Origin of the sequence: Pseudoalteromonas sp. SG41-2, from assembly GCF_014164535.1 — a bacterium.
GTDB classification, from domain to species: domain Bacteria; phylum Pseudomonadota; class Gammaproteobacteria; order Enterobacterales; family Alteromonadaceae; genus Pseudoalteromonas; species Pseudoalteromonas rhizosphaerae.
The window spans coordinates 1-24751 of the sequence record NZ_JACJFK010000030.1; the positions used below are offsets into that span (position 1 = coordinate 1).

A 24751-nucleotide genomic window follows, 5' to 3' on the forward strand; every position below is an offset into this window, starting at 1 on the left:
TGAAAAAGCCACTGATGAAATACTTATCATTAGTAATATCAATAATCTTACCAACATCTCATTGTATCCCCGCATTTTGGTGCAACGTCCCTTATATAAGACTTTTCAATTTCATTTATTGAATGCATGAACGATTGCGATTTCTCATAATACTGATCCGCCGTTAAAGTTGCGCTCCAAACTCCCATTATGCCGCTAGCTTGACCATACCACCCAGCTTGGGGCGCGGAAGGCCCGACTGAGGTTGCGATAGTACCTAATGGATCCCCAGTTAGGGTGATACCACCTTCAATTATAGTCATCGCATATGGCATAGCCTCCTCCACTGCGGCACTATTAAGGCCATCAAACATTGCTCTCCTATACAACGATGCCTTTTTAGAATCTCTAATAATCTGAGCTCCATTCCCTTTGATTAAGCCGGTTGCTTTTGCAAGTGCAGCAACCCTAGCTCTATCGATTATATCTGACTGGTCAAGTGCCGCTAGATGCTCTCTCAAAGCACGATCATTTTCTTTTGCTTTTTCAACTAGCCCCCCTTTTTCCGCATTATACCACCATTGCATTGCGGAGGTGACGGCGCCATTGGCAAACTTTCCACCCGTAAGTTTAGACACGGTGCCGCCCACAAACCCTGCAATCGCGGTACGGCTATATGCATTACCAAATTCAGTGGTTTTCGGATTCATAAATCCTTTCATACTGGCGGTGACTAAATAACTGACAAAGCCATGACCAAATTTACCACCTTGCAAGACAGCAGAAACGCCACCTACCATCGCATGCGATGCCACATTTTGAACAGCAGTCCACCCACCAACATCAAAGTCTAATTTAGCACCAATTTCCCCTGAAACAGCCATGGTTAAACTAGCAATTACATAAGACTTTATAGCTGCACCAAAACTACCTGTGACTGCATAGGTTTTTAAGCCTTGATATAACGGTAATGCATAAGGTGCCCAAATCCCTATTGCTATACTTACTGCCGCATCAAGTATCAGAATACTGGCAATGGCTTTGAGTATTGATGTAAGCCCCGTTATTTTCATTAGCTTTTTCAAGAAATAACCGCTGGGGTCGTTATAGGTCAGCGGGTTATTTAACACGTAACGATAGCGGTTAAGACTTTGCGTTAAATTAGGGAACTGGACAAATGGATCCGCTTGTAAAAAACGACCTATATTGGCATCATAAATACGGCCATTCATGTGGATGACTTCCAGCTCATCCATTTGTTCGTGGCCGGTGAAGCTGCGCATTTGCGACAATAACATCGCATTGCTGGTGAGCGCTTGGCTTGTATAAACTTGTTGCTGCTTGCCCCACGGATCATAAATGTATTGGCCAATGCCTTTACCTTGTTGATCTGTAATAAGCACCGTAGAGCCAAGCATATCTGTATGGGCTACTTGTACTTTTTGTACTTGTCCTTCAATTTGGCTTAGTTCAGAAGAAAAGGGACAGCCATATATTTTTGATTTCCCATAATAGCTATCTGTCGTTAAAGTTACACTCCCACCCGATTAAGCTACTCACTTAACCAAACCATCCAGCTTGTCTCAAATTATCATTTAAAGCGTTATTATAAACCGAGCTAAATAATATAATTACCATTTTAAATTAATATGAAAATCTAATTTCCCCCACTCCAATTCTTAACTAACTTCTCAAACGGAATATCTACCGAAAGCACGCACACTTCTCCATTACCACTTTCATTTGAACGATATTAAAAATTAGCTATTAATTCAGAATATAAATTAGAATCAAACCAAATTGCAGAGACAACGAATTTATTATTTTCTTTATACTCTTCAATTTTAGAGTATAAAGATAATCGACTATCTTTTTTATTAAGTAAAAACATTACACTTTCAATCTTCAAGCCTGAAAATTCTTTAGGATAAAAAACATACAGCTGCGTTGCATCGTTGAAAATAGTTTCTGACTTATAAACATGTTCAATCAAATTTTCTTTTTTTGGACAACCATTCAGCGCTTTATTAATAAAGACTTCATTTGAGGTAATTGCTGCCATCATTACAAAAATTACATTAATCATTTTTTACACTCGACCTATACTCTTTGAAATTACAGATTCAGTTTTATTGCTTCATAACACTACTTATATGCCAGCATCGAAAAACCGTCACTGAGGAATTATGACAAGCTATTATGAAGCAAGTGATCTGAACCCTATTTGTTCGTGGTTTTTGTGCAGTCAATTTCTTCTTCGTAAAGTTTGTCGCTGTAATACGTGGTGTCATTGGCGTTCACTTACATAAAACGCTGATGTTGCGGGCCACAAGTAAAGTTGAGGGTTTGCACATCTTTTAATATTTACGTGGGTTTACCCATAGCGTTATAGCTCGCGCTGGTGAAGCCGTCACCTCACGTCATGTTTCCACGGAAGTTTTAGCTAAAGGTGCGCCAACTACCGCTACGTACAGGTATTTACTCTAATTCAAGTTCAAATAAGTTGACAGGCAAAAAGAAAGACCTGACACGATTTATTTTTCTTCTAATCAACAATTTCTAAAAAAATTAAAATTCTAAATGCAATTGCAAATACTAAAAGTGATAAACCTAAATAAAAAGCAATTCTAAGTGGCAAAAATACGTCATCTTCATACTTACGTTTTCTATAAAAAAATAAAAAAAGTGTATTTATAATGAAAAGTAGAAGATAAATATAAAAATGACTCTTTAGCGTCATCAATAAAACCACTAATTGGATTATAAGAAAAAACCACGTTAAAGCTATTATAATCATCCCCCTTAATTTTTTATTCCCGATAAAGCAGGTTTATTCATTAGTTTATTTGAATTGGTTTAAATCCACTGAAATAATTGATGTTGCTAAGATGAACTGGTTCCTTAAAATAGCATCAAGCAAGTACTCAATTTGAACACTAAATCTCATTGTAAATTTAAGTCCCCCCCAATTCAATTTATGCAACTCAACTGTAAGCTGTCTTACTTGTTGTCCATAGCCCCTACTCCCACTACATGTTAGCTCAGTTTTCAATCATATTCTTATATGATTAACCGACTGATTAATAAAATATTTAAAGTTATATATAGATCCAGATTATGAAAAATTAATAACTAAAGCCATAACAAAAGTAATAGCAATAAAGTTATCTATGATTAACTTTCTACTATATTATTTTCGTACACTGGCATACAACTCCTGCATTACAAGCTGTAAACCTTGCTGCATGTTCTCACTCGATTGTCCTGCAAAACCAAGCCGAGCATAGCTATAGTTTATGGGTTTTAAGCTACGTACTGAGTTGGTAAAGTAAAACTCGGCTTGGGTTTGTAAATATATACCTTGCTTTGCTAACTGCGCTTTTAAGTGCTGAGTGTCTTTATTAAAGTTGACCCACATCGCCATGCCGCCGTCGGGCTTTTTATATTCTATAGGATGCCCAAGTGCTTGTAGCTCTATTAAATAGGCATCCATCGCTTCATAGCGCTGTTTATACAGTTTGGTCATACGCTTTAAATGGCGTTCAAAGCCACCTTCTTTCATCCAGTGCGCCACAGCTAATTGCATGATCACATCGTTCTTATGGTTAATCAGCTGCTTCCACGCAGTTAATTGCGCTAATACTTCAGGCGCTGCGCAGATATAACCGATACGTGCGGCTGAAAACATAATCTTTGAAAACGTCGATAGATAAATAACAATGCCCGCAGGGTCATCGGCGGCCATGGGTTGTAATGGCTGACAGCGATAATGAAATTCATGGTCGTAGTCATCTTCGATGATCATAACGTTATGGGCATAACACAGTTGATAAATTTGCAAGCGCCGCGTTGGCGATAAGGTCACGGTAGTTGGATATTGGTGCAGCGGCGTTAAGTACAGCATTTTAATTGGATAACATTCTAGCTGGGCTTTTAAATCATCAACACATAAGCCTTCATCGTCTTGTTTTATATCAACTAATTGCGCGCCACAAGCAGCAAATGCTTGCCTTGCTGGCGGATAACCTAACGTTTCGACTGCGACAAAATCATCTTTTTTTATAAACGCTTTTGCGATTAAGAACAGTGCTTCTTGCGAGCCATTGCAGATCAATACGTCGCTTACGTTTAAATTACGCGCTTTGTATAAGTAATCACAAATATGAGCTTTTAATTGCTCGTTACCACTGACCTGCCCATAATGCAGTTGATTGATATCTAAGTGATTACACACATGGCTGACGGAGCGTTTAAATTCTTTTTGTGGGAAACTGGCAAGATCAGGCAAGCCACCAGCAAAGTTATATTTATACGCAGTTAAATCCATTCCAGCAGCGGGCACAGCCAATGTTTTAGCAAATTGATAAGGTTTTGCTTTCAGTATTGGAGTACTTGAGGTACTAACACTACTTTGAATGGGCAATGACTTGGTGATCCGATAACCTGAGCGCTGCCGAGATTCAAGCCAGCCTTCCGCTACTAATAATTGCAATGCATTCATCACTGTATGGCGATTGAGCTGATAAGTGTTTGCCATGACACGCGCCGAGCTGAGTTTTACCCCTGGCGCAAGCTTGCCTTGCATTATGGCACTGCGTATCGCGCTGGCTAGTTGCAAATATTTGGCAGGCTCTGACTCATCAAATTCAATAACTAACGGCTGCATTACGACTCCAAAAACACTCTAAACTGGTCTAGTTAAAAAGCTAAAACTGATTGTTTATTACTAACCAAAGCAGCGTACCTTTGTTATTCATAAATAGCAAAGTATAGGCTTTATCATGTTTACAAAACACATTCATCAAACCAATAAGTTGGCTCTAGAGCCACTGACACAAAGCCATCTAGAGCAGCTGCATCAAGCAGGCCAAGATCCACAAATATGGCGTTGGGTTTTAATGAATTACACCCAAACCCGTGCAATTCTCGATGATTGGTTTATCAATACAGCGCAGTTTAATGCCGAACAACAAATAGTCTACGCCATAGTTGATAAAGTAAGTAAGCAGGTGCTTGGTACTACACGTTTATTTAGGTTAGATAAACAAAATTACAGCGCCGAGATTGGCCACACATTTATTGCTAAAAAGTGGCAACGTAGTTTTGTAAATACCCACGCTAAATACTTGCTACTGCAATATGCGTTCGAAGAATTAGGCCTAGTGCGTATTATTTTTAATACCCATGAACAAAACCAAAAATCGCGTAATGCTATAACACGCCTTGGCGCCCGCTTTGAAGGCATTAGTTATAAAGACAGGTTACTTGCCGATGGCTCATACCGAAACACCGCTCAGTTCAGTATTATAGACGAGCAATGGCCGACAATAAAATCTCAGTTAGAAGGAAAACTATAATGTACCCAGCGGCCCATTTTCAACAACATGATAGTAAGCAATTACAACAGTTAGTAAATAACTATCCACTGGCGACCATTTTAATGCCTAATACACAAAACCAACTCAATGATATATGCCGCGTGCCATTATTATATGACCCAGCTCGCGAAGTTTTTATCGGCCATGTGGCCAAATATAACCCCCTGTCATCATTTGATGGTCAATCAGTGAAGCTATTATTTAGTGGCGATGATTGCTATTTATCGCCCGCTTACGCACACAATAAAACCCTACCTAGTTGGCTTTATTCGAGTGTTTATGTGACAGCTAAAGTGCGTATTGTTAAAGACCAACAGCACAAAGAACAGATCATGCAACGACTAACCGATCACTTTGAGCAACACTTTACTGAGCACGCTACAGATAAATGGCAAATTAATGAGGTACCCGTACAGCAGCGCAAGGCAATGTATCAACAATTAAGTTTTATTGAATTTATTACCATTCATTGGCAGGGCAATTTTAAACTTAGTCAAAACAAGCCAGCTGAAATACGTGCAGCCATAAAGCAAAGTTTAATGTTAGCGGGGAAACTCAGTATTGCTGAGTTAATCAATTAGCGGTGCTATAAAAATGAAAAAAGGCTCCTCGGAGATCTCAGAGCCTTTGGTTAACTTTGAAATAAACTCGGTTAATTTATACCCAAACCACCTCAAGGTGCGAGTTTCAGTTGGAATTAAAAAGCGATTTAGGCAAGGCATTGATTGCAAGTAATAGTGGTTCTATTGTTAAAATCAATAACGCAGTATAAATCGCTTTTAAACCAACCCGTTGGGCGTTTCACAGGCACTTACTCTCATCGTTGTTACTTCTTAAAAGGGTCTGCCATTCTTGCAAAGTAACGCCTTGATATTTAGCACCTGTGAAACGCTGAATTCTGCATCTAGAGGCTGTTTGGGTATATAGCAAGTAATTGTGGTGTAAGACTTTGGTAATCAACTGCCATGGCGATACTCAGTGCAGTGATATTCACAATTGAAAACGCAAATACTTGGCGTGCCCAACCACTAATATCAATATTACGACGATAACCTCGCAGCGCCATTAATAACCACCAAAAACTAGTAGTGCAAGCAACAGCTAAAAAAGCCATACCGGTATAACCGCCAATGGTTAATAACATTACCACTAACGCATATACCGCGATATACAACACAATATGATGTTTAGCTTTATCAATACCTTGCGCTACCGGTAATACCGGAATACGCGCAGCTTGATAGTCTTTATAACGAAAAATAGCAATCGCATAAGAGTGCGGCATCTGCCACAAACTAAACATTACTAATAAGATCAACGCGCCAACATCAAACTGTGCTGAAACAGCGCAGTACCCTACCACTGGTGGTACTGCTCCTGATAAACTACCGATAAACGTGCCATACACTGAGCGACGCTTCATATATAAGCTGTAAACACCCACGTATATGACATAACCAAACACAGCAAAAAATACCGCAATCCAGTTAGTAAAAACCATTAGTAAAGCAAAGCCTAGTAAGCCAAGTACTGTGCCATGCAGCAAAGCCGTGGTTGCAGACATTTCACCGGTAACGGTTACCCGTGTTCGCGTGCGCGCCATGCGAATATCAATATCACGGTCGATCACATTATTGATCACGCAACCTGAGGCTACCACCAGCGATAAGCCAGCTAATGTAGCAAGCATTAGCCAGCCATCAATATCACCACGCGAGGCGAGTAAAAACCCACCCGCAACCGAGATCAAATTACCCATGATAATACCGGGCTTAGTGACCTTTAAATAACGACGAAACATCTGCAGTTCCCCTATTCTTTGCTTTACGAAAACGTACTAGCTGGGGCTAGTACATCATCATGGCGTTCGATTCGTAGATGATCCATACAGACAGGCCAACCACCATGACGATGATCAGCGCACTGAAGATAAACGATAACGAACTGGCTTTACCGTCTTCGGTGGTAAAGTTCAGGTGCAAGAAGTATTTTAAATGCACCCAAATTTGCACAATGGCCATTACGACAACACAGGCAAATGTGGTTGGTTTTGACAATGTACCGCTCATCACCGCCCAAAATGGAATGGCCGTTAGAATGATTGATAAAACAAAACCTATTAAATAGTCTTTAACACTGCCATGTGAAGCATCACTATGGCTTTGTGTATGTAGCTCATTAAATACATGTGATTCACTGTGGCTCATTACATCACTCCCATTAAGTAAACAACGGTAAATACGCAGATCCATACCACATCTAAAAAGTGCCAAAACAAACTTAAGCAACTTAAACGTGTAACGGTTGCTGGGTTTAAACCACGACGTGACACTTCGAACATCATAGTCGCCATCCAAATTAGACCAGCAGTTACGTGCATACCGTGTAAGCCTACTAAAGAGAAGAACGAGGTTAAAAATGCGCTGCGCTGCGGGCCATTACCATGGGCAATTAAATGATGAAATTCGTAAATTTCCATACCGATAAACACAGCACCAAAAGCAAAAGTAATTGCCAGCCACGTTAATGTAGCGGCCTTCTTTTGCGCATGAGCTGAGATCATCGCAAAACCAAAAGTGATACTACTTAGTAGTAACGCAGCAGTTTCAACCGCTACAAAGTCCAGTTCAAAAATATCTTTGCCAGATACGCCACCCGCTGTATTCATATAAAGCACAGCGTAGGTTGCAAAAAATGAGGCAAACAATAAGCAGTCGGTCATTAAGTAAAGCCAAAAACCAAATACCGTATCGCCACCAGTATCATGATGCTCGTGAGCATGGGCATCATGATTGATGATATTTATATCTGCAGAGGTAGCACTCATGCGCTGAACTCCTTACCTTGGTTAAATGTTGTTGCACTTTTATTATGTGCACTTTCAATTTCAAGAATTTCTTCTGGTTGCACGTAGTAATCAACATCACTGGTGTAACAGCGCTTAAAGAATACCGTGATGCCAGCAATAACACCGACAATTGCCAACCACCAAATATGCCAAATCATGGCAAAACAGAATGTGGTAAAACACGCACTCATCATCACCCCTGCCGAAGTATTTTTTGGCATATGAATAGGTGCATAGCTTGCTTGTTGTTGATACGCTTGGCCTTTTTCTTTCATATCAGTCCAAGTATCAATGTCATGCACATGTGGGATAGTAGCAAAGTTGTAATACTGTGGTGGTGACGATGTTGACCACTCAAGTGTGTGTCCATTCCACGGATCGCCGGTTGTATCTTTTAATGCTTCGCGATTTTTAAAGCTCACAATAAGCTGTACAACTTGGAACAAAATACCAAACATAATGATCACCGCACCGACAAAGGCAATGTACAACCAGATATTCCAATCTGGGTTATTGGTGTGGTTTAAGCGACGTGTCATACCTAAGAAACCAAGTACGTATAACGGCATAAATGCAACAAAGAAACCAATTAACCAACACCAGAAAGACGCCTTGCCCCAACCTTCATGAAGTTTAAAGCCCATTGCTTTAGGGAACCAAAATGCAAAACCAGCCAAGTATCCAAATACCGCACCACCGATGATGGTGTTATGAAAATGTGCAATCAGGAATAGGCTGTTGTGTAATACATAATCAGCACCTGGGATTGCTAGTAGTACCCCTGTCATCCCGCCGATGGTAAAGGTCACCATAAAGCCAAGTGTCCAAAGCACAGGAACTGTAATGCGTAAACGACCACGATAAATAGTAAATAGCCAGTTGAACAGTTTCACACCGGTGGGCACCGCAATGACCATGGTCATTACGCCAAAGAAGGCATTAACATTAGCACTGGACCCCATAGTGAAGAAATGGTGTAACCAAACAATAAAACCTAAGATAGAAATTGCACCGCTGGCATAAACCATAGATTTATAACCAAATAAACGTTTACCGGTAAAAGTGGAAATAATTTCTGAGAAAATACCAAACGCAGGTAAAATCAAAATATACACTTCAGGATGACCCCAAGCCCAGAACAGGTTGATGTACATCATGGCGTTACCGCCAGCTTCATTAGTAAAGAAGTGGAAATCTAAATAACGGTCTAGCGTTAACATAGTCAACACCGCAGTTAAGATTGGGAATGACGCAGCAATTAAGATATTTGCCCATGTACATGTCCAGGTAAAAATTGGCATTTGCATTAAACGCATACCAGGGGCACGCATTTTAAACACTGTTACTAAAAAGTTTACTGCCGTTAATAGTGTACCAATACCTGATATTTGCAGTGCCCAAATATAATAATCGACCCCGACTCCAGGGCTAAAAGACATCTCCGATAGCGGCGGATAAGCCACCCAACCAGTTTTTGCAAATTCACCACAGAACAATGAAATATTAATTAATATTGCACCACCGGCAGTAAGCCAAAAACTTAAATTATTTAAAAACGGAAATGCTACATCGCGCGCACCAATTTGCAGTGGCAATACAATGTTCATCAGACCAATCATAAATGGCATCGCCATAAAGATGATCATGATCACCCCATGCGCGGTGAATATTTGGTCATAATGCTCTGGCGGTAAATAGCCTGTAGCACCACCTGTAGCAAGCGCCAATTGTGCCCGCATCATAATGGCATCAGAGAAACCACGAAACAGCATGATCAAGGCAAGGATAATGTACATCACGCCTAAGCGTTTATGATCGATTGAGGTGATCCAGTCGTGCCATAACACCCCCCATTTTTTATATTTTGTGACTAAAGCTGCAATCAATGCCCCTGCAATCACTACTACCGCCATTGTCACCATCAAAATAGGTTCATGGAACGGAATGGCATCTAACGATAATTTTCCAAATAACGACATAATTATTCCTCGCCCTCGCTGTGCATTGTGTGATTTTCATGACCGCTGTGCTCAGGCATTGCACTGTGCATCTTGTTCATATCACCATGTGCTTGCATATATTTCATAATGATGGTGTGGAACAAGCCATCATCAACATCAGCAAAATAAGTCACTGGGTTGTTTTCACTCGGTAATGCCAGTGCATCATAATTCGCTTTAGTGAGCGTATTAGCTTGGCTTTTCACCTTGTTTACCCACGTATCAAAGTCAGCTTGCGTTGGCGTAGCTATGGCATTAAATTTCATACCAGTAAAACCTGCACCGCTGTAGTTAGCAGAAAAGCCTTTAAACGTACCCGGTTCATTAGCAATTAAATGCAACTTAGTTTCCATGCCCGCCATCGAGTAGATTTGACTACCTAGTTGTGGGATGAAAAATGAGTTCATGGTACTTTCTGAGGTGATTTTATATTCCACTGGTACATTGGCTGGAAATACCAATTCATTAACCGTAGCAATACCTTGCTCAGGATAAATAAACAGCCATTTCCAATTCAGTGATACCACTTCAACTGTTAAGTGTTTGCCTTTACCTTCAAGCGGTTTATAAGGGTCAAGCTGTTGCGTTGATTGCCAAGTAATGACACCCAGTACAATCACTATCACAATAGGAATGGCCCAGACTGCGGCTTCAATTTTTCCTGAGTGTGCCCATTTTGGCGCATAAATTTGCTGCTCTTGGCCATCACGATATTTCCACGCAAAGTACAAGGTCATCACAATCACAGGAATAACCACAATTAACATCAGCACAGTGGCAATGATGATCAGATTTTTTTCATCTATCCCAACTTGCCCTTTTGGATCAAGCACCCCGCCTTTACAGCCAGTCAGTGCGAGCACAGTTGTGCCCAGAGCAATATTACAGAGGTTTCGAATTAACAAAGGACTATCCTACAACCTAAAATTTGATATGTGCTGCCCCTACAACTCTAAATAAAAGCGTAAAAACAACGGTTTGAATATTCCTCAGGTAACTTTTTAGCGCCATAAAAAATACTAAGCATCAAAAAAGCAATAAAGGAATTTGAGGGTGTTGGTTGAATCGCAGGTACACTGCGGCTAAGCGTTATTACAGCGGACAGAATCAGCAGATTAGTTAAAAAGCCAAACTATCTATAACGAGTAGCGTTCAACCATTAACAAGAGGTGGAGCACGACAACCATGAGCGCTGTGTACTACTAAAGATGTTTTTGTTTGACGAAAAGCAAAGGCTGCTTTGCGTAAAATAACCCCAGCACGACGCGCTGGGAAAAAGTGAAAAATCAACCAACATAAACCAATGAGTAACTGGCACGACACAACTGGATATGCCAAAAAGCCCAATACATTAATTAAAGATGACTCATATACAGCCCCTTCAGTTAATAAGCTTTTTAGCTCTGTCGCATCTTCAATACTACCATTTACCAGCATGGCTGAATTAATTAATAAAATAACTAATACAGAAAATAGCTCTCGTCCGGCAAAAAGTGCACGCGCACGCAACTGCCATCTACTAAGCGTAGAGTGCGTTTTTGCTGGCGGACAATTTTGCGAATTCAAACGTATATGGCCTTATTGGTTATATATTACGAAGTAAAGCGACTGGCTTTACGCTATTTTCCACTTCGTTGTTATGATCTTCATCAATAAAGTTTCAGTAATTACTGAAATTTCGGGAGGATTATAACAAAGTCAACACAAGCTACAAGTATAAAACAACATAGCGGGCTAACTTTTTATTAATATGTTGAATTACAGCTATAAAAAAAGCGCCATACTGGCGCTTTAAAAATAACTTAAATGATAATTGGCGGCTTTTAGAAAATAAAAAGCAACTCAAGCTAAGTTATCCCCTAACTTGAGTCGTCTTTTTGACAACATCTTCACACACAATTATAAAGATTCGTTTAATAGCGTATTCGCTATTGAATTTAGTATTGGCTGCTTCGCCATCTAACTGCATGTCGGTTAAAATAAAAAGCAACTCAAGCCAAGTTATCCCCTAACTTGAGTCGTCTTTTTGACAACATCTTCACACACAATTATAAAGATTCGGTTCTAATATTTTTCAATACGTATTGTAGATTCACTGATGAACAATAAGTTCATTTAATCGCGTGGCAGTAAATAAAAGCAGTTCAAGCTCAGGTTAACTAAACTTGAACTGTCTTTTTGACAACATCTTCACACACAATTATAAAGATTCAGTTTTAGCGTTGTTCATAAACACTGTAATTCAGTGACAAACTTTCAGTTAGTCTAATCATGTGGCAGTAAAATAAAAACAGTTCAAGCCCAGTTTGTACTAAACTTGAACCGCCTTTGACAACATCTTCACACACAATTATAAAGATTCTTTGTAAGCGGCTTGTTCATTTCGCTTCCTTGAAACTAAATTTAGTGTAATAGCTCAAAGCTTACAACTGATAAAAATAAATCTGATAGATGAAAAAAATTAACCCATAGACTTTAGTCTAAATTTTAGCCATAAAATCAACTTAAATGTTCACAAAAAACTTTATCAAAAGATATTATTTTATAATAAACAATCAATTGAAAATAAAGCCCGTAAAGCATCACAGTTATGAGAAATGATTTCACTTAAAGTGAAGATAATTTTGGACCGATCCATATTAATATTATATTCTTAAAAAATTGCAAAATAAGAATAACAGGATATTAATATGATTCGCAAAACCATACTAGTTAGCTTACTTAGTTACTCATTTAGCTTAACTGCCGCACCAATCGCAATGCACCAAATTAAAGGATTAAACAAAGCAGCGATTACACACGCTGATCTTGCTCCTTTACTAGATACGTTAGCTGCTCACCCCAGCATAGAGCGAAAAAATTTAGGTCAATCATTCTTAGGTAAATCAATTGATGCATTTTATATTGGCTCGGGGCCAATCAAAGTTATGATGTGGAGCCAAATGCATGGTGATGAAAATACGGCAAGTGCCGCATTAACGGATTTTTTAAGCTATGCAATCGAAACAAAAAATGATGCATGGCGAGAAAATTGGCAAAAAAAACTATCACTGATGATCATTCCTATGGTCAATCCCGATGGCGCACAGCTGCAAACCCGTTTTAATGCGCAAGGAATAGATTTAAACCGCGATGCTAAAGCACTACGAACACCTGAGGGTCAGTTGTTAATGGCTGCAGCTAAGGTATTTAAGCCCGAATTTGGCTTCAATCTGCACGATCAAAACGCTTATTATGGCGCAGGAGAACAAGGTCTGCCTGCAACTATCTCAGTATTAGCCCCAGCGTATAATACGCAACGTGAAATCAACAACAGCCGTAGTAATGCTATGAAGCTCATTGCACAACTAAGTAAACTCGTAGAACAAACAATACCGGGGCATTTAGCTAAATATAACGACAGTTACTCTTATCGTAGTTTTGGTGATACATTTTCAGAAATGGGGATCAGTACAATTTTAATAGAATCAGGTGCCTACCCCGCAGATCCCAACCGTCAAGTAGCACGCAAAATGAATCGTATGTTGTACGTTCAAATGATTGACGAATTGGTATCTGGTAACTGGCAACAACAAGAAATCGCCACTTACCAAGCAATTCCATTTAATGCTAAAGATGCATGGGTTGATTTACTGATCGATGATGTAAAAATAAATACTGAAAAAGGCGGCTACCATATTGATATATCAATAAATAACAAAAACCAACAGGGCCATATTAAAGAGCTGGGGGATATTAGCAGTATTCGTCAAGGTTTTACTCAGCTTGACGCCAGCAAATTATCGTATGATAGCGGCAAAGGCTTCATCGTCAGTGAAATGAAAACTCTCACCAACAAACAATATAAAGCACTGCTTAAACAAGGTTATAGCTGTTTTAATGGGGATTTAGCAAAACTAACCAACAACAGTGATTGGCCCATATCATCATGTAATAAGCACAGTGCAATACCAAAGCGTGGAGCTAAAGCACACTTTTTACTACGCAACGATAAACACATCGAATACGCCGTATTAGGTAGTCAACTTATAAAACTTTAAATTTAAGTACGTTAGCCCTGTTCTCAGGGCTTGTTATTTTTTGCGATCTTTTTTGGCTATATTTTTACGTAGATAATAACGATACCAACCTAGCCAAGCCAACCCTAAACTTGCCAACGAGGCGATGATCCATAGCACTTTAAGGCTTAGCCCACCTACACTGCCATTATGCAGTGGATGTAGCCAGTTTTTGATTTGGTTACTTGTTCCTTGCTGCCTAAGATCGAAGACCTTCACTACCTCACCTGAGCGCGGATTAATATCAATATAACTGTTTGGAAAACGTGTCGATTTATCATCACTTACCTGCATGCGCAGTCGATAATAGCCTTGGTTTACGCTGGGAGTTTCTATCCATGCAAGTCGCGCTTTAGGCAGTTGTGTTTGTGCTATTTTCACAGCCTGAGTAACACTAATTTGCGGGTTTGAAAAAGTTAACTGTGGTGCTGGTCTTGCGGCACTTTCGACTTCACCCAGTGCCCAGCCAAGCAAGCCATTGGTCTCTTTGGGCAAGGCTAGCATCGCACCGGTACTAGTAAGAATAAACAAGGGTAACAACATCACTAAACCGATTGTTTTATGCCAATCGTACATGTGTCCTAATAAAGCAGCGCGGCGCTTAAAACGCAATTGCCTCAACCAAAAACCTGACTTAGGCCACCACGCAACTAAACCTGTGAGTAATAAGAGCGCGCTGCCAATTCCAAGGTAACCGACAATAATTGTCCCTGTACTGCCAAGTAGTAAAGTAAAGTGCAAGTTATACAGCCAAGTTACTAGGTAATCGCCCCAAAATGACTGTCTGAGCAAGGTGCTGCCATCAGATGACAACCACACCATCATAGGTGCAAAATCCTGCCCTTGAGTCTCTTGAGGGTTATAATAGCGCGCCGGAATGAATTGTTGTTCAGGGGTCACTTCAAACCGCCACGGTCCCAGCTTATCTGGATACTGCATGCGTAATGTTTTTAATGCAGTGTTGTAATCACACGGTTGCTGCGCTGCATTTGCTAATTCCGGATGCAACCAGGCATCTATTTGCGGATAATAAACAAGTGCAGCTCCTGACAAGCAAAGGATCACAAAAAACATGCCAAGGCTTAACCCCAACCATAGATGGAGTCGCCTTGCCAACTTGCGCCACGCGAGTAACTGCTTACTCATTAATACTTAAACTTAATTGCAACAGATATAGCACGACCTTGTGCTGGGCTATGCAGAGTTTACGAGTCATCCCACTATACATATTCATAATACTCATCAGTTAAATTATCAACTTGCGTGCTTAACATCAGTGCCGAATTAACGTCATAAGTTGCTTTAAGCCTAAGTTGTGTAAAGTCACCATATCGTCCTTGGCTATTACTTAGTGCTAATTCGTAATCAGAAAGCGCACGCAGTTTCGCAGCCAAGTTTAATTGCGTTGTTAATTAAGTTGTTAATTGATAATCAATGCCTGCAGTGAATAAACGATTAGGAATACATCATATTATACAGTCCATACGAGCTTCACTGGGTGTGACATATTGTCGCAGTGGTCGATTACTTGACACATTTTAGCCGTAAGTGGGCATTAAAAAAGCGCCTGTTATTAAAGAGGCGCTTTTTAATGTATATTTGATAGCTATCAAGAGCTTATAATATTTGGTTTTCTTTCCAAACTTGCTCTTTTGCCATACGCTTTTTGCGTTTGTCGCATGGGTCATCACAATCACAAGCTTTATCAATGCCTACAGAGCCTAAACCACCACAGCTGCTGGCCATAGATTTCTTTTGCACTATCATGCCCACAGCCATCGCTGCGACAATTAAAAGCAGTAAACCAAACGTAAGAAGAAAAAGTGACATTGCTTAGCCCCTATTGATCAGCAATAAAATAATGCTTGATGATAATCACCAAGCTGTTGCTATTATAAACTGATTTAAACCGCGCTACAAATAGGGTTTAAATGCAGGGCTCGAATAAGTCACTAAGCCATCTTTTGATTTGCCGATCAGATAAACCGGTAAATCATTTTTTTCAGCATAGGCTTTGGCTTTATCCATCCCCATCACAGTCAGTGCTGTTGCAAGGCCGTCAGCTGTCATCGCTGATGGATGCAATACAGTAACCGATACTAGATCATGACGACTTGGCATACCGGTTGCTGGATCAATTAAATGGCTATAGGTAATACCATCCATCTCATAGTAAATGCGATAATCACCCGATGTCGCAATGCCGTTATTACCCGGCGCTAATACACGGTGCACTTTACGCACACCAGGCTCAGCATCCGGTTGCTCAATAGCGATACGCCAATCTTGATCATTCGGTTTTTTACCTGATACACGTAACTCACCACCAATCTCAACCATATAATCAGTTAAGTCATGGCTTTCTAATAATTCAGCTACTTTATCTATCCCATACCCCTTTGCAGTAGAAGAAAATGATAATTCTAAACCCGCTACTGTTTTCGCTAGGCCTTGCTCAGTCAGTATTAGTTTATCAACCCCAATTTGTGCAACCATGGCTGCGAGCTCTTCATCTGTTGGACGTTTTGTTGGTTTTTTATCAGGACCAAAACCCCATAAATCAATCAGTGGTCCCATGGTCACATCAAGAGTCTTAGTAGACTCTCCTAAGCGGATGGACTCGCTTACAACTGCTCTAAAATCACGGCTAATAGGCATAACTTGACCTGCGGGAAGACGATTAAAAGTGTTGATTTCAGAATCATCAATATAAGTCGACATTGATTGATTTATATCTTTTAGCAACAGAGTTACTTCTGGTAATAAATTTAATGAATCCAGCTTTTGTTGCTTGGCGAAGACCTTAATATGGTAAGTAGTACCCATAGTTTTACCTTCAAGGTATAACTCTTGGGGCTCATCATTTTGGCCACAGCCACTAATGAGTAAAGTGAGGGTAAGAAAAAAGATGGCAATCATGCCTTGTCGGTGAAAAACTCTATTCATAGCAGCCTACTTAAGTAATGGAAATAAAAAAGCCCCGTAACATATATTGCTACGAGGCTGATATTCTAACCAAAATTAAACTGTTTTGATACGGGTGTTAGCCACCGAAATCATCTAGTAAGATATTTTCGTCTTCAACACCTAAGTCTTTCAACATAGTGATAACAGCGGCGTTCATCATTGGAGGACCACACATGTAGAACTCACAATCTTCTGGCGCTTCGTGATCTTTAAGATAGTTCTCAAATAACACGTTATGGATAAAGCCAGTATAGCCTTCCCAGTTATCTTCTGGTTGTGGATCTGAAAGCGCGGTATGCCATACGAAGTTATCATTTTCAGCCGCTAGGCCGTCAAAATCTTCAACATAGAACATTTCACGCTTAGAACGTGCACCATACCAGAAACTCATCTTACGCTTAGAGTTCAAACGCTTAAGTTGGTCAAAGATGTGTGAACGCATAGGTGCCATACCAGCACCACCACCTACAAATACCATTTCAGCATCAGTATCTTTTGCAAAGAACTCACCAAATGGACCAGAGATAGTTACTTTATCACCTTCTTTAAGTGACCAAATGTACGATGACATTTTACCACAAGGTAAGCTTAAATCTCTTGGCGGCGGCGCAGCTATACGCACGTTAAGCATGATGATGCCTTCTTCTTCTGGGTAGTTAGCCATTGAGTAAGCACGAATTGTTTCTTCGTCTACTTTTGACTCCAGCTTGAAGAAACCAAAATGGTTCCAATCGCCACGATACTCTTCTGGTACATCGAAATCAGCATATTTAACGTGATGCGCAGGGGCTTCAATCTGAATATAACCACCGGCACGAAACGGTACTGACTCGCCATCAGGGATCTGTAGTTTAAGTTCTTTAATGAAGGTTGCTTTGTTATCGTTAGAGATAACTTCACAATCCCATTTTTTAACACCGAAAATTGACTCTTCAAGTTCAATTTCCATGTCATTTTTAACATTTACCTGACACGCTAAACGACAGCCTTCACGGGCTTCACCTTTAGAGATGTGATCAAGTTCAGTTGGTAAGATATCGCCGCCACCAGAATGAATGTGTACACGACACTGACCACAAGAGCCACCGCCACCACATGCAGATGATACGAAAATACCTGACTCAGATAACGCGCCTAAAAGCTTGGTACCAGCAGATGTTGTAATGGCTTTGTCTGGATCGCCATTTACGCCAATGATGATGTCACCGCTTGCAACTAACTGAGATTTAGCACCAATGATGACTAAAACTAGCAGTACAACGATAGCGATGAAAACACCAACGCCTAAGAAAATCTCATAACTCATGATTTATCCTCGCTACCTATTAAAGTGAAATGCCAGAGAATGACATAAAGCCAAGACCCATCAAGCCAACAGTGATAAAGGTAATACCTAAACCACGTAAGCCGTCTGGCACGTCTGAATATTTCATTTTCTCACGGATACCAGCAAGCAAAGTAATTGCTAGCGCCCAACCCACACCAGAACCGATACCATAAACCACTGATTCAGTGAAGTTATAGTTACGTTCAACCATGAAAGATACCGCACCAAAGATTGCACAGTTAACTGTGATCAATGGTAGGAAGATACCTAACGCGTTATAAAGTGCTGGGAAGAACTTATCTAATGCCATTTCAAGAATTTGTACAAGTGCCGCAATAACACCGATAAACGTCAAGAAACGTAAAAAGCTAAGATCCGCGTCAGGATAACCAAGCCACTCAAGTGCACCAGGTGCAAGAACCGCATGATAAACCAAGTTGTTAACTGGTACTGAGATACCCAATACCACGATAACTGCCACACCTAGACCGATAGACGTTGTAACTTTCTTTGATACTGCAAGGAAAGTACACATACCTAGGAAGAAGGCCAAAGCTAAGTTTTCAATGAAAACTGCTTTTACGAATAAACTAATATAATGTTCCACAGTCTGCCCCTTACCCTTTCGCTTCTACTTGGTCTTTCTTATAAGTACGAAGTACCCAAATGAATAAACCAATGATGAAGAATGCACTAGGCGGTAAAATCAATAGACCCATAGGTTGATACCAACCACCATCTTGTACAAGAGGGATGATTTCAACACCAAATAATGACCCTTTACCAAATAGTTCACGAATAAAGCCAACAGTCAGTAACACTACTGAGTAACCTAAGCCATTACCGATACCATCAAGGAACGACATTACTGGCGGCGACTTCATTGCGTATGCTTCTGCACGACCCATTACGATACAGTTAGTAATGATTAGACCAACGAATACAGACAACTCTTTCGCCGTAGCATAAGAGAAGGCTTGTAATACTTGGTCAACAACGATTACCAATGATGCAATAATGGTCATTTGCACGATAATACGTACAGATGACGGGATCTGGTTACGAATAATTGAGATAAAGAAGCTTGAGAACGCTGTTACCAAGGTCAATGCGATTGACATGATTAAAGCATTTTTTAAGCTCGACGTTACCGCAAGCGCAGAACAAATACCAAGTACTTGTAATGCGATTGGGTTGTTTGCCAGTACCGGACCAAATAGGACCGACTTCATTTCTTTAGTATCAGCCATTATTTCAACGCTCCTTCACGTACTCTCGCAAGGAAAGGACCAAAGCCGTTTTCGCCAGTCCAAAAGTCAACTGTGTGATCAACACCATTTGAAGTTAAAGTTGCACCAGATAAACCATCAATTTGATGATCATTTTTAGCGCCGCTTTTTACTACATCAATAGGTAGCTCTTTGCCACCCCATTTAGCAGTCCATTGTGGATTTTGAATTTCCCCACCTAGACCTGGTGTTTCACCGTGCTTATAAAAGTTAATATCTTTAATTGTCTCGCCATCGCTTTCAAGCGCTAAGAAACCATACATAATACCCCAAAGGCCATAACCTTGGATTGGTAAAATGATAGCATCTGTAGAACCGTCTGCTTTTTTCGAGATATATGCAGGAGACTCATGAGTCATACGCTGAATACCAGCGATATCCTTAATGCCCTCTGCTTTTAATGCAAAGCTAATTTTTTGATCAAACTTGCTTTTTTCAAAATCGAAAGCGTCGATTTTAGCCTGAACTGCTTCGCCAGTTTGAGACTCACCTGTTTCCATATTAACTAGGCGAGTTTCGATCTTAGCTTTAAAAGTTTCTGATACAGAACCAGACACATCAATGCCCGCAGCTGCCAAGATATTTTTTTGAATATCTTGCGTTTTGTTAGCTTGCTGTAAAGGGCGAAGCTGAACTGAAGCAAACGATACGATGATTGCACACACTAAACATAGTGCTACAACAACGCTTAGCGTTTTGCCGATTGATTCGTTATTACTAGACATTACGTGCCAACCTCCGCTTGATATTAGCTTGCACTACGAAGTGATCGAACAATGGTGCAAATAAGTTAGCAAATAAGATTGCTAGCATCATACCCTCAGGGAATGCAGGGTTAATTACACGGATCATTACTACCATCACACCAATTAGTGCGCCATATGCGAACTTTGCTTTGTCAGTAAATGCTGCAGACACAGGGTCTGTCGCCATAAAGAACATACCAAAAGCAAAACCACCAAGTACAAAGTGCCAATGCCAAGGCATTGCAAATACTGGGTTAGTATCTGAGCCAATTGCATTTAATAAGAATGCAGTTGCCACCATACCCAAGAATACACCTAGCACGATGCGCCATGAAGCAATACGTACGTAAATGAGGAATAAGCCACCAACTAGCAATGCAAGTGTAGATGTCTCACCTACTGAACCTTGAATGAAACCATAAAACGCATCCCACCAAAGAGCCATGTTGCTGTAATCAAGTGAACCAACAAACGCTTGACCTAGCATAGTTGCACCAGAGAATGAATCTACTGCGGTCCATACTGTGTCACCTGAAATTTGTGCAGGGTATGCGAAGAATAAAAACGCACGACCCGCTAATGCAGGGTTTAAGAAATTACGACCAGTACCACCAAAGATTTCTTTAGCGATTACTACACCGAATGTAATACCTAGTGCAACTTGCCATAAAGGAATGGTTGCAGGTAGGATAAGCGCGAATAACACAGACGTTACGAAGAAACCTTCGTTAATTTCATGCTTACGCACTGAAGCAAATATAACTTCCCAGAAACCACCTACAGCAAATGTAACTGCGTAAATAGGTAGGAAGAAACATGCGCCATAAAACATTTTAGCGCCCCAGCCGGATTCAGCAGTTAATTCACCACCAAATATCTGGAACAGGCCAACTTGCCAAGAATTTGCTAGTTCAAAACCTTGTGCTAATGCACCAGCGGCCTGATGACCGATATTGAACATACCAAAAAACATTGCAGGGAACGTCGCCATCCACACTAAAATCATCATGCGTTTTAGGTCGATGTTATCACGAACGTGTGTCGCGCCTTTATTTACGTGACCAGGGGTATAAAAAATAGTTGCAGCTGCTTCATACAGCGCATAAAACTTTTCATGTTTACCACCGGCTTCAAAATGCGGCTCGATATCTTCTAGAAATTTCTTTAAACCCATCTCTCTAGCCTTCCTTCTCGATCGTAGTCAAGCAATCGCGTAGGATTGAACCATACTCGTATTTGCCTGGACAAACGAAGGTACATAACGCTAAATCTTCTTCATCAAGTTCAAGCGCCCCTAATGAAATTGCACTATCCAAATCACGGGCAATTAAGTCACGTAATAAAGGCGTTGGCAAAATATCTAAAGGCATAACACGCTCATAGCTACCAAGTGGTACCATGGCACGTTTTGAACCACCTGTTGACGTTGTCATTTTAAATAAACGACTCGGTGTTAGGTGTGATAAGAAAGTACGTGTTACAGAGAATTTATCTGTGCCTGGAGCAATCCAACCAAACAACTCTTTTTCGCGACCTTCAAGTAATACCGATACTTGAATGTGGTAACGACCTAAGAATGCTTGAGGACCTTGTGAAGTAGCGCCCGCTAAAACAGAGCCAGAGATAACACGGTTATCGCCGTCTTCTAATTCGCCTGCAACTAAATCATCTAAAGCAGCACCCAGTTGAGTTTTCACTAAACGTGGGTTTTTAACACGCGGACCAGCAAGAGAAATCACACGGTCTGTGCTAATTTCACCAGTTAGGAATAAGTGACCAAAGGCAATAACGTCTTGGTAACCGATATGCCAAACTTGCTTGCTTACCGATACTGGATCTAAGTGATGGATATGTGTGCCAACAAGGCCAGCCGGATGTACGCCACCAAACTCATGTACTTCTACTTGAGGAATTGATGAGCTAGGTACTTGGCTACCTGCTTGTTTACAAACAAATACCTTACCATCGGTCAGACGTGATACTACAGCTAAACCTGCTTCAAATGCTTGTACATTTTCAGCAATAATCACTGCAGGATCTGCAGCAAGAGGGTTAGTGTCGATAGCCGTCACAAAGATCGAACTAGGATTTGCATCCACAGCCGCTACTTTGCTGAATGGGCGAGCACGTAATGCTGTCCATTGACCTGACTGGATTAGTACTTCTTTGGCTTTTTCACGATCGAGACTCGAAAGTTGCTCAGTCGAGAAAGCGTCAAAGGTGATTTGCTCACTGCCGTTTATTTCAATAACGACAGATTGCAGCACACGTTTTGCACCACGATTAATTTCTTTTACTGTACCAGCAGCTGGAGCAGTAAATAATACACCTGGGTTCTTTTTGTCTTCAAAAAGTACCTGGCCTTTTTTAACTTGGTCATCCACACGAACATGCATGGTTGGACGCATACCAATAAACTCTTCACCTAGCACAGCTACACGTTTGACGGTAGAACCATCATGAATAACTTGCTGAGGCGCGCCCTCTATGGGTAAGTCCAGACCTTTTTTTATGTTGATCATACGCACTTGCACTACATTAACGGAAAGAAACTGAAAAATCGTACCGACCACGTCGCTTTTCTTGATAACCCTAAGCCAAATTCAAGATAACGAAGAACCGCCTGTTTAAATTACAAAACAAGCAACGCAGTAAAATTCCTCACATATATTGCCCGAATTTTAACATCAATCAGGGTCACTATGCGAGTGTAATTATGAAATTTATACGACAGGAGCAGTTATTTAACCTATTAGCCGCATTTGAATAAAATTCAATATAGACCAAAGTGCTATTGCTTGCGAGGTGGGATGGAAATTAATCCGCTAAATAACGATAAAGTAAAATTTATCAATAAAAAAAGTCGCCATAGCGACTTTTCAAATAAACATGGCTGAATTAATCAATCATGTTAGCTATAGCGGCAACTGGATCGACATCTTGTTCATAATCAACAGCATCAATACCAAACCCAAATAAACGTAAAAACTCATTGTGGTAACCCACGTAATCAGTTAATTCGTCTATTGTTTCTGTGGTTACGCTGTCCCACACAGTTTGAATACGCGCTTGTACATCATCTTCCAGCTCTTTGTAGTTTTGGAATAAATGACCGCCGTCATCAAAGCGTGGTGAGTCTCCATAAAGGTTCTCAGTAAATAACGCGTGAATTTGCTCGATCGTGCCTTCATAGGTCCCATCCGCTTTCATTACTTTAAATAGCGCTGAAATATAAAGCGGCATAATAGGAATTGCAGAACTTGCTTGGGTGACCACTGCATTTAATGATGATACATAAGCTTCACCGTTTAATGCTTTAGTTGATTCTTTGATTGCTACGGTTGCGCGATCTAAATCTTCTTTCGCTTTACCAATAGTCGCGTGACCGTAAATTGGCCATGTTAGTTCTTTACCGATATAAGTATAAGCACTGGTTTTAAAGTTATCAGCTAGTACATCAGCCTCTTTTAATGCATCAATCCACATTTCCCAGTCTTCGCCGCCCATCACTTTAATAGTGTTATCAATATCATCTTGGTTTGCAGCTTCTACGGTAATAGCATCAATTTCACGTTTTGAGGTGTTTAAGTTTTTAGTCGTAACTGAGTTACCAATTGGCTTAAGCGTTGATGAGTAAACTTCGCCGGTATTTGGATCAGTTCGACGCGGCGATGCAAGGCTATATATAACTAGGTCTACTTTGCCTAGATCCGCTTTAATTGTATCAATCGCTTTTTGTTTGATTTCGTTAGAGAACGCATCGCCATTAATATTTTTTGACCATAAACCTTCAGCGTCTGCGGCCGCTTGAAATGCAGCAGTATTATACCAACCTGCAGAACCGGTTTTACGCTCAGTACCTTCTTTTTCGAAGAAAACACCTAAAGTTTTAGCACCGCCACCAAATGCAGCAGTAATACGAGATGCAAGGCCATAGCCAGTTGAAGCACCGATAACTAATACATTTTTAGGGGCATTTTTTAATGCGCCTTGTTGTTTTACATAGTTAATTTGTTCTTGTACGTGCTCTGCACAACCTACTGGGTGGGCGTTAGTACAAATGAAACCGCGAATTTTAGGCTTAATGACCATTGATCATCCTATATTTATCTCAATAAAAATTAGCGCTAGTTTAAAGGCTAATTGTAAAAATACAGGT

The 24751-nt window shown here is 40.4% G+C and carries 23 protein-coding genes; 3 read left to right on the forward strand and 20 right to left on the reverse strand.

What is annotated here, in order from left to right:
* Positions 1-47: 47 nt before the first annotated feature.
* The 3 genes from H5186_RS19210 to H5186_RS19220 all read right to left on the reverse strand — a co-directional run bounded on the left by H5186_RS19210 (position 48) and on the right by H5186_RS19220 (position 4645).
* Positions 48-1397, reverse strand: coding sequence for an RHS repeat domain-containing protein (locus H5186_RS19210; protein WP_182794808.1), 1350 nt, complete (start codon positions 1395-1397; stop codon positions 48-50).
* Positions 1398-1732: 335 nt separating this feature from the next.
* Positions 1733-2065 (reverse strand): hypothetical protein, encoded by a 333-nt coding sequence (locus H5186_RS19215; RefSeq protein WP_182794809.1) that lies wholly within the window; start codon positions 2063-2065, stop codon positions 1733-1735.
* Between the two features lie 1104 nt (positions 2066-3169).
* The gene (locus H5186_RS19220) at positions 3170-4645 is read right to left on the reverse strand and encodes a PLP-dependent aminotransferase family protein (protein WP_182794810.1); all 1476 of its coding nucleotides are present in this window, start codon (positions 4643-4645) and stop codon (positions 3170-3172) included.
* 115 nt (positions 4646-4760) lie between these two features.
* On the opposite strand from H5186_RS19220, the gene H5186_RS19225 reads away from it, so the two are divergent.
* Positions 4761-5336, forward strand: a complete 576-nt coding sequence (locus tag H5186_RS19225) for a GNAT family N-acetyltransferase (protein ID WP_182794811.1) — start codon at positions 4761-4763, stop codon at positions 5334-5336.
* Positions 5336-5938: an FMN-binding negative transcriptional regulator gene (locus tag H5186_RS19230; RefSeq protein WP_182719155.1), complete on the forward strand. Its 603-nt coding sequence runs from the start codon at positions 5336-5338 to the stop codon at positions 5936-5938. The genes H5186_RS19225 and H5186_RS19230 overlap by 1 nt, the downstream gene beginning before the upstream one ends.
* Positions 5939-6261: 323 nt before the next feature.
* Here the strand turns inward: H5186_RS19230 and cyoE are convergent, their stop codons facing one another.
* The 6 genes from cyoE to H5186_RS19260 form a co-directional block, all read right to left on the reverse strand.
* Positions 6262-7158, reverse strand: a complete 897-nt coding sequence (gene cyoE / locus H5186_RS19235; protein WP_182794812.1) for a heme o synthase — start codon at positions 7156-7158, stop codon at positions 6262-6264.
* A 46-nt stretch (positions 7159-7204) separates the two neighbouring features.
* Positions 7205-7564: a cytochrome o ubiquinol oxidase subunit IV gene (gene cyoD, locus H5186_RS19240; protein WP_145241350.1), complete on the reverse strand. Its 360-nt coding sequence runs from the start codon at positions 7562-7564 to the stop codon at positions 7205-7207.
* On the reverse strand, positions 7564-8184 hold the full coding sequence (gene cyoC / locus H5186_RS19245; RefSeq protein WP_145241348.1) for a cytochrome o ubiquinol oxidase subunit III: 621 nt from the start codon (positions 8182-8184) through the stop codon (positions 7564-7566). Before cyoC ends, cyoD begins: the two co-directional genes overlap by 1 nt.
* Positions 8181-10184 (reverse strand): cytochrome o ubiquinol oxidase subunit I, encoded by a 2004-nt coding sequence (gene cyoB, locus H5186_RS19250; protein WP_149982038.1) that lies wholly within the window; start codon positions 10182-10184, stop codon positions 8181-8183. The genes cyoC and cyoB overlap by 4 nt, the downstream gene beginning before the upstream one ends.
* Positions 10185-10186: 2 nt before the next feature.
* The gene (cyoA, locus tag H5186_RS19255; RefSeq protein ID WP_145241343.1) at positions 10187-11110 is read right to left on the reverse strand and encodes a ubiquinol oxidase subunit II; all 924 of its coding nucleotides are present in this window, start codon (positions 11108-11110) and stop codon (positions 10187-10189) included.
* A 247-nt stretch (positions 11111-11357) separates the two neighbouring features.
* On the reverse strand, positions 11358-11771 hold the full coding sequence (locus H5186_RS19260; protein ID WP_145241341.1) for a hypothetical protein: 414 nt from the start codon (positions 11769-11771) through the stop codon (positions 11358-11360).
* A 1124-nt stretch (positions 11772-12895) separates the two neighbouring features.
* Here H5186_RS19260 and H5186_RS19265 point away from each other — a divergent pair.
* The gene (locus H5186_RS19265; protein WP_182794813.1) at positions 12896-14245 is read left to right on the forward strand and encodes a M14 metallopeptidase family protein; all 1350 of its coding nucleotides are present in this window, start codon (positions 12896-12898) and stop codon (positions 14243-14245) included.
* 33 nt (positions 14246-14278) lie between these two features.
* Here the strand turns inward: H5186_RS19265 and H5186_RS19270 are convergent, their stop codons facing one another.
* The 11 genes from H5186_RS19270 to fabV all read right to left on the reverse strand — a co-directional run bounded on the left by H5186_RS19270 (position 14279) and on the right by fabV (position 24684).
* On the reverse strand, positions 14279-15409 hold the full coding sequence (locus tag H5186_RS19270; RefSeq protein WP_182794814.1) for a PepSY domain-containing protein: 1131 nt from the start codon (positions 15407-15409) through the stop codon (positions 14279-14281).
* 74 nt (positions 15410-15483) lie between these two features.
* A complete protein-coding gene (locus H5186_RS19275; protein WP_182794815.1) occupies positions 15484-15657 on the reverse strand; it encodes a TonB-dependent receptor in 174 nt (57 codons plus the stop codon).
* Between the two features lie 223 nt (positions 15658-15880).
* A complete protein-coding gene (gene nqrM, locus H5186_RS19280; RefSeq protein ID WP_149982042.1) occupies positions 15881-16093 on the reverse strand; it encodes a (Na+)-NQR maturation NqrM in 213 nt (70 codons plus the stop codon).
* 84 nt (positions 16094-16177) lie between these two features.
* On the reverse strand, positions 16178-17209 hold the full coding sequence (locus H5186_RS19285) for an FAD:protein FMN transferase (RefSeq protein WP_149982043.1): 1032 nt from the start codon (positions 17207-17209) through the stop codon (positions 16178-16180).
* Positions 17210-17306: 97 nt separating this feature from the next.
* Positions 17307-18536 (reverse strand): NADH:ubiquinone reductase (Na(+)-transporting) subunit F, encoded by a 1230-nt coding sequence (nqrF, locus tag H5186_RS19290; protein ID WP_145241329.1) that lies wholly within the window; start codon positions 18534-18536, stop codon positions 17307-17309.
* 19 nt (positions 18537-18555) lie between these two features.
* Entirely contained in the window at positions 18556-19164 is a 609-nt protein-coding gene (gene nqrE / locus H5186_RS19295; protein ID WP_145241327.1) for an NADH:ubiquinone reductase (Na(+)-transporting) subunit E, read from the reverse strand.
* 10 nt (positions 19165-19174) lie between these two features.
* Positions 19175-19807, reverse strand: a complete 633-nt coding sequence (locus H5186_RS19300; protein WP_145241325.1) for an NADH:ubiquinone reductase (Na(+)-transporting) subunit D — start codon at positions 19805-19807, stop codon at positions 19175-19177.
* Positions 19807-20571: a Na(+)-translocating NADH-quinone reductase subunit C gene (locus tag H5186_RS19305; RefSeq protein WP_145241323.1), complete on the reverse strand. Its 765-nt coding sequence runs from the start codon at positions 20569-20571 to the stop codon at positions 19807-19809. The genes H5186_RS19300 and H5186_RS19305 overlap by 1 nt, the downstream gene beginning before the upstream one ends.
* Complete coding sequence (locus H5186_RS19310) at positions 20564-21766, reverse strand: NADH:ubiquinone reductase (Na(+)-transporting) subunit B (protein ID WP_182740361.1); 1203 nt, start codon at positions 21764-21766, stop codon at positions 20564-20566. Before H5186_RS19310 ends, H5186_RS19305 begins: the two co-directional genes overlap by 8 nt.
* A gap of 4 nt (positions 21767-21770) precedes the next feature.
* Positions 21771-23114, reverse strand: coding sequence for a Na(+)-translocating NADH-quinone reductase subunit A (locus H5186_RS19315; protein ID WP_145241319.1), 1344 nt, complete (start codon positions 23112-23114; stop codon positions 21771-21773).
* A 376-nt stretch (positions 23115-23490) separates the two neighbouring features.
* Complete coding sequence (gene fabV, locus H5186_RS19320) at positions 23491-24684, reverse strand: enoyl-ACP reductase FabV (protein WP_182740360.1); 1194 nt, start codon at positions 24682-24684, stop codon at positions 23491-23493.
* Between the last annotated feature and the right edge of the window lie 67 nt (positions 24685-24751).

Bases quoted from the DNA above. Each gene is read 5' to 3' on its own strand.
- H5186_RS19210 (WP_182794808.1), bottom strand. From the start codon at position 1,397: ATGCTTGGCTCTACGGTGCTTATTACAGATCAACAAGGTAAAGGCATT.
- H5186_RS19215 (WP_182794809.1), bottom strand. From the start codon at position 2,065: ATGATTAATGTAATTTTTGTAATGATGGCAGCAATTACCTCAAATGAA.
- H5186_RS19220 (WP_182794810.1), bottom strand. From the start codon at position 4,645: ATGCAGCCGTTAGTTATTGAATTTGATGAGTCAGAGCCTGCCAAATAT.
- H5186_RS19225 (WP_182794811.1), top strand. From the start codon at position 4,761: ATGTTTACAAAACACATTCATCAAACCAATAAGTTGGCTCTAGAGCCA.
- H5186_RS19230 (WP_182719155.1), top strand. From the start codon at position 5,336: ATGTACCCAGCGGCCCATTTTCAACAACATGATAGTAAGCAATTACAA.
- cyoE (WP_182794812.1), bottom strand. From the start codon at position 7,158: ATGTTTCGTCGTTATTTAAAGGTCACTAAGCCCGGTATTATCATGGGT.
- cyoD (WP_145241350.1), bottom strand. From the start codon at position 7,564: ATGAGCCACAGTGAATCACATGTATTTAATGAGCTACATACACAAAGC.
- cyoC (WP_145241348.1), bottom strand. From the start codon at position 8,184: ATGAGTGCTACCTCTGCAGATATAAATATCATCAATCATGATGCCCAT.
- cyoB (WP_149982038.1), bottom strand. From the start codon at position 10,184: ATGTCGTTATTTGGAAAATTATCGTTAGATGCCATTCCGTTCCATGAA.
- H5186_RS19265 (WP_182794813.1), top strand. From the start codon at position 12,896: ATGATTCGCAAAACCATACTAGTTAGCTTACTTAGTTACTCATTTAGC.
- H5186_RS19270 (WP_182794814.1), bottom strand. From the start codon at position 15,409: ATGAGTAAGCAGTTACTCGCGTGGCGCAAGTTGGCAAGGCGACTCCAT.
- nqrM (WP_149982042.1), bottom strand. From the start codon at position 16,093: ATGTCACTTTTTCTTCTTACGTTTGGTTTACTGCTTTTAATTGTCGCA.
- H5186_RS19285 (WP_149982043.1), bottom strand. From the start codon at position 17,209: ATGAATAGAGTTTTTCACCGACAAGGCATGATTGCCATCTTTTTTCTT.
- nqrF (WP_145241329.1), bottom strand. From the start codon at position 18,536: ATGAGTTATGAGATTTTCTTAGGCGTTGGTGTTTTCATCGCTATCGTT.
- H5186_RS19300 (WP_145241325.1), bottom strand. From the start codon at position 19,807: ATGGCTGATACTAAAGAAATGAAGTCGGTCCTATTTGGTCCGGTACTG.
- H5186_RS19305 (WP_145241323.1), bottom strand. From the start codon at position 20,571: ATGTCTAGTAATAACGAATCAATCGGCAAAACGCTAAGCGTTGTTGTA.
- H5186_RS19310 (WP_182740361.1), bottom strand. From the start codon at position 21,766: ATGGGTTTAAAGAAATTTCTAGAAGATATCGAGCCGCATTTTGAAGCC.
- H5186_RS19315 (WP_145241319.1), bottom strand. From the start codon at position 23,114: ATGATCAACATAAAAAAAGGTCTGGACTTACCCATAGAGGGCGCGCCT.
- fabV (WP_182740360.1), bottom strand. From the start codon at position 24,684: ATGGTCATTAAGCCTAAAATTCGCGGTTTCATTTGTACTAACGCCCAC.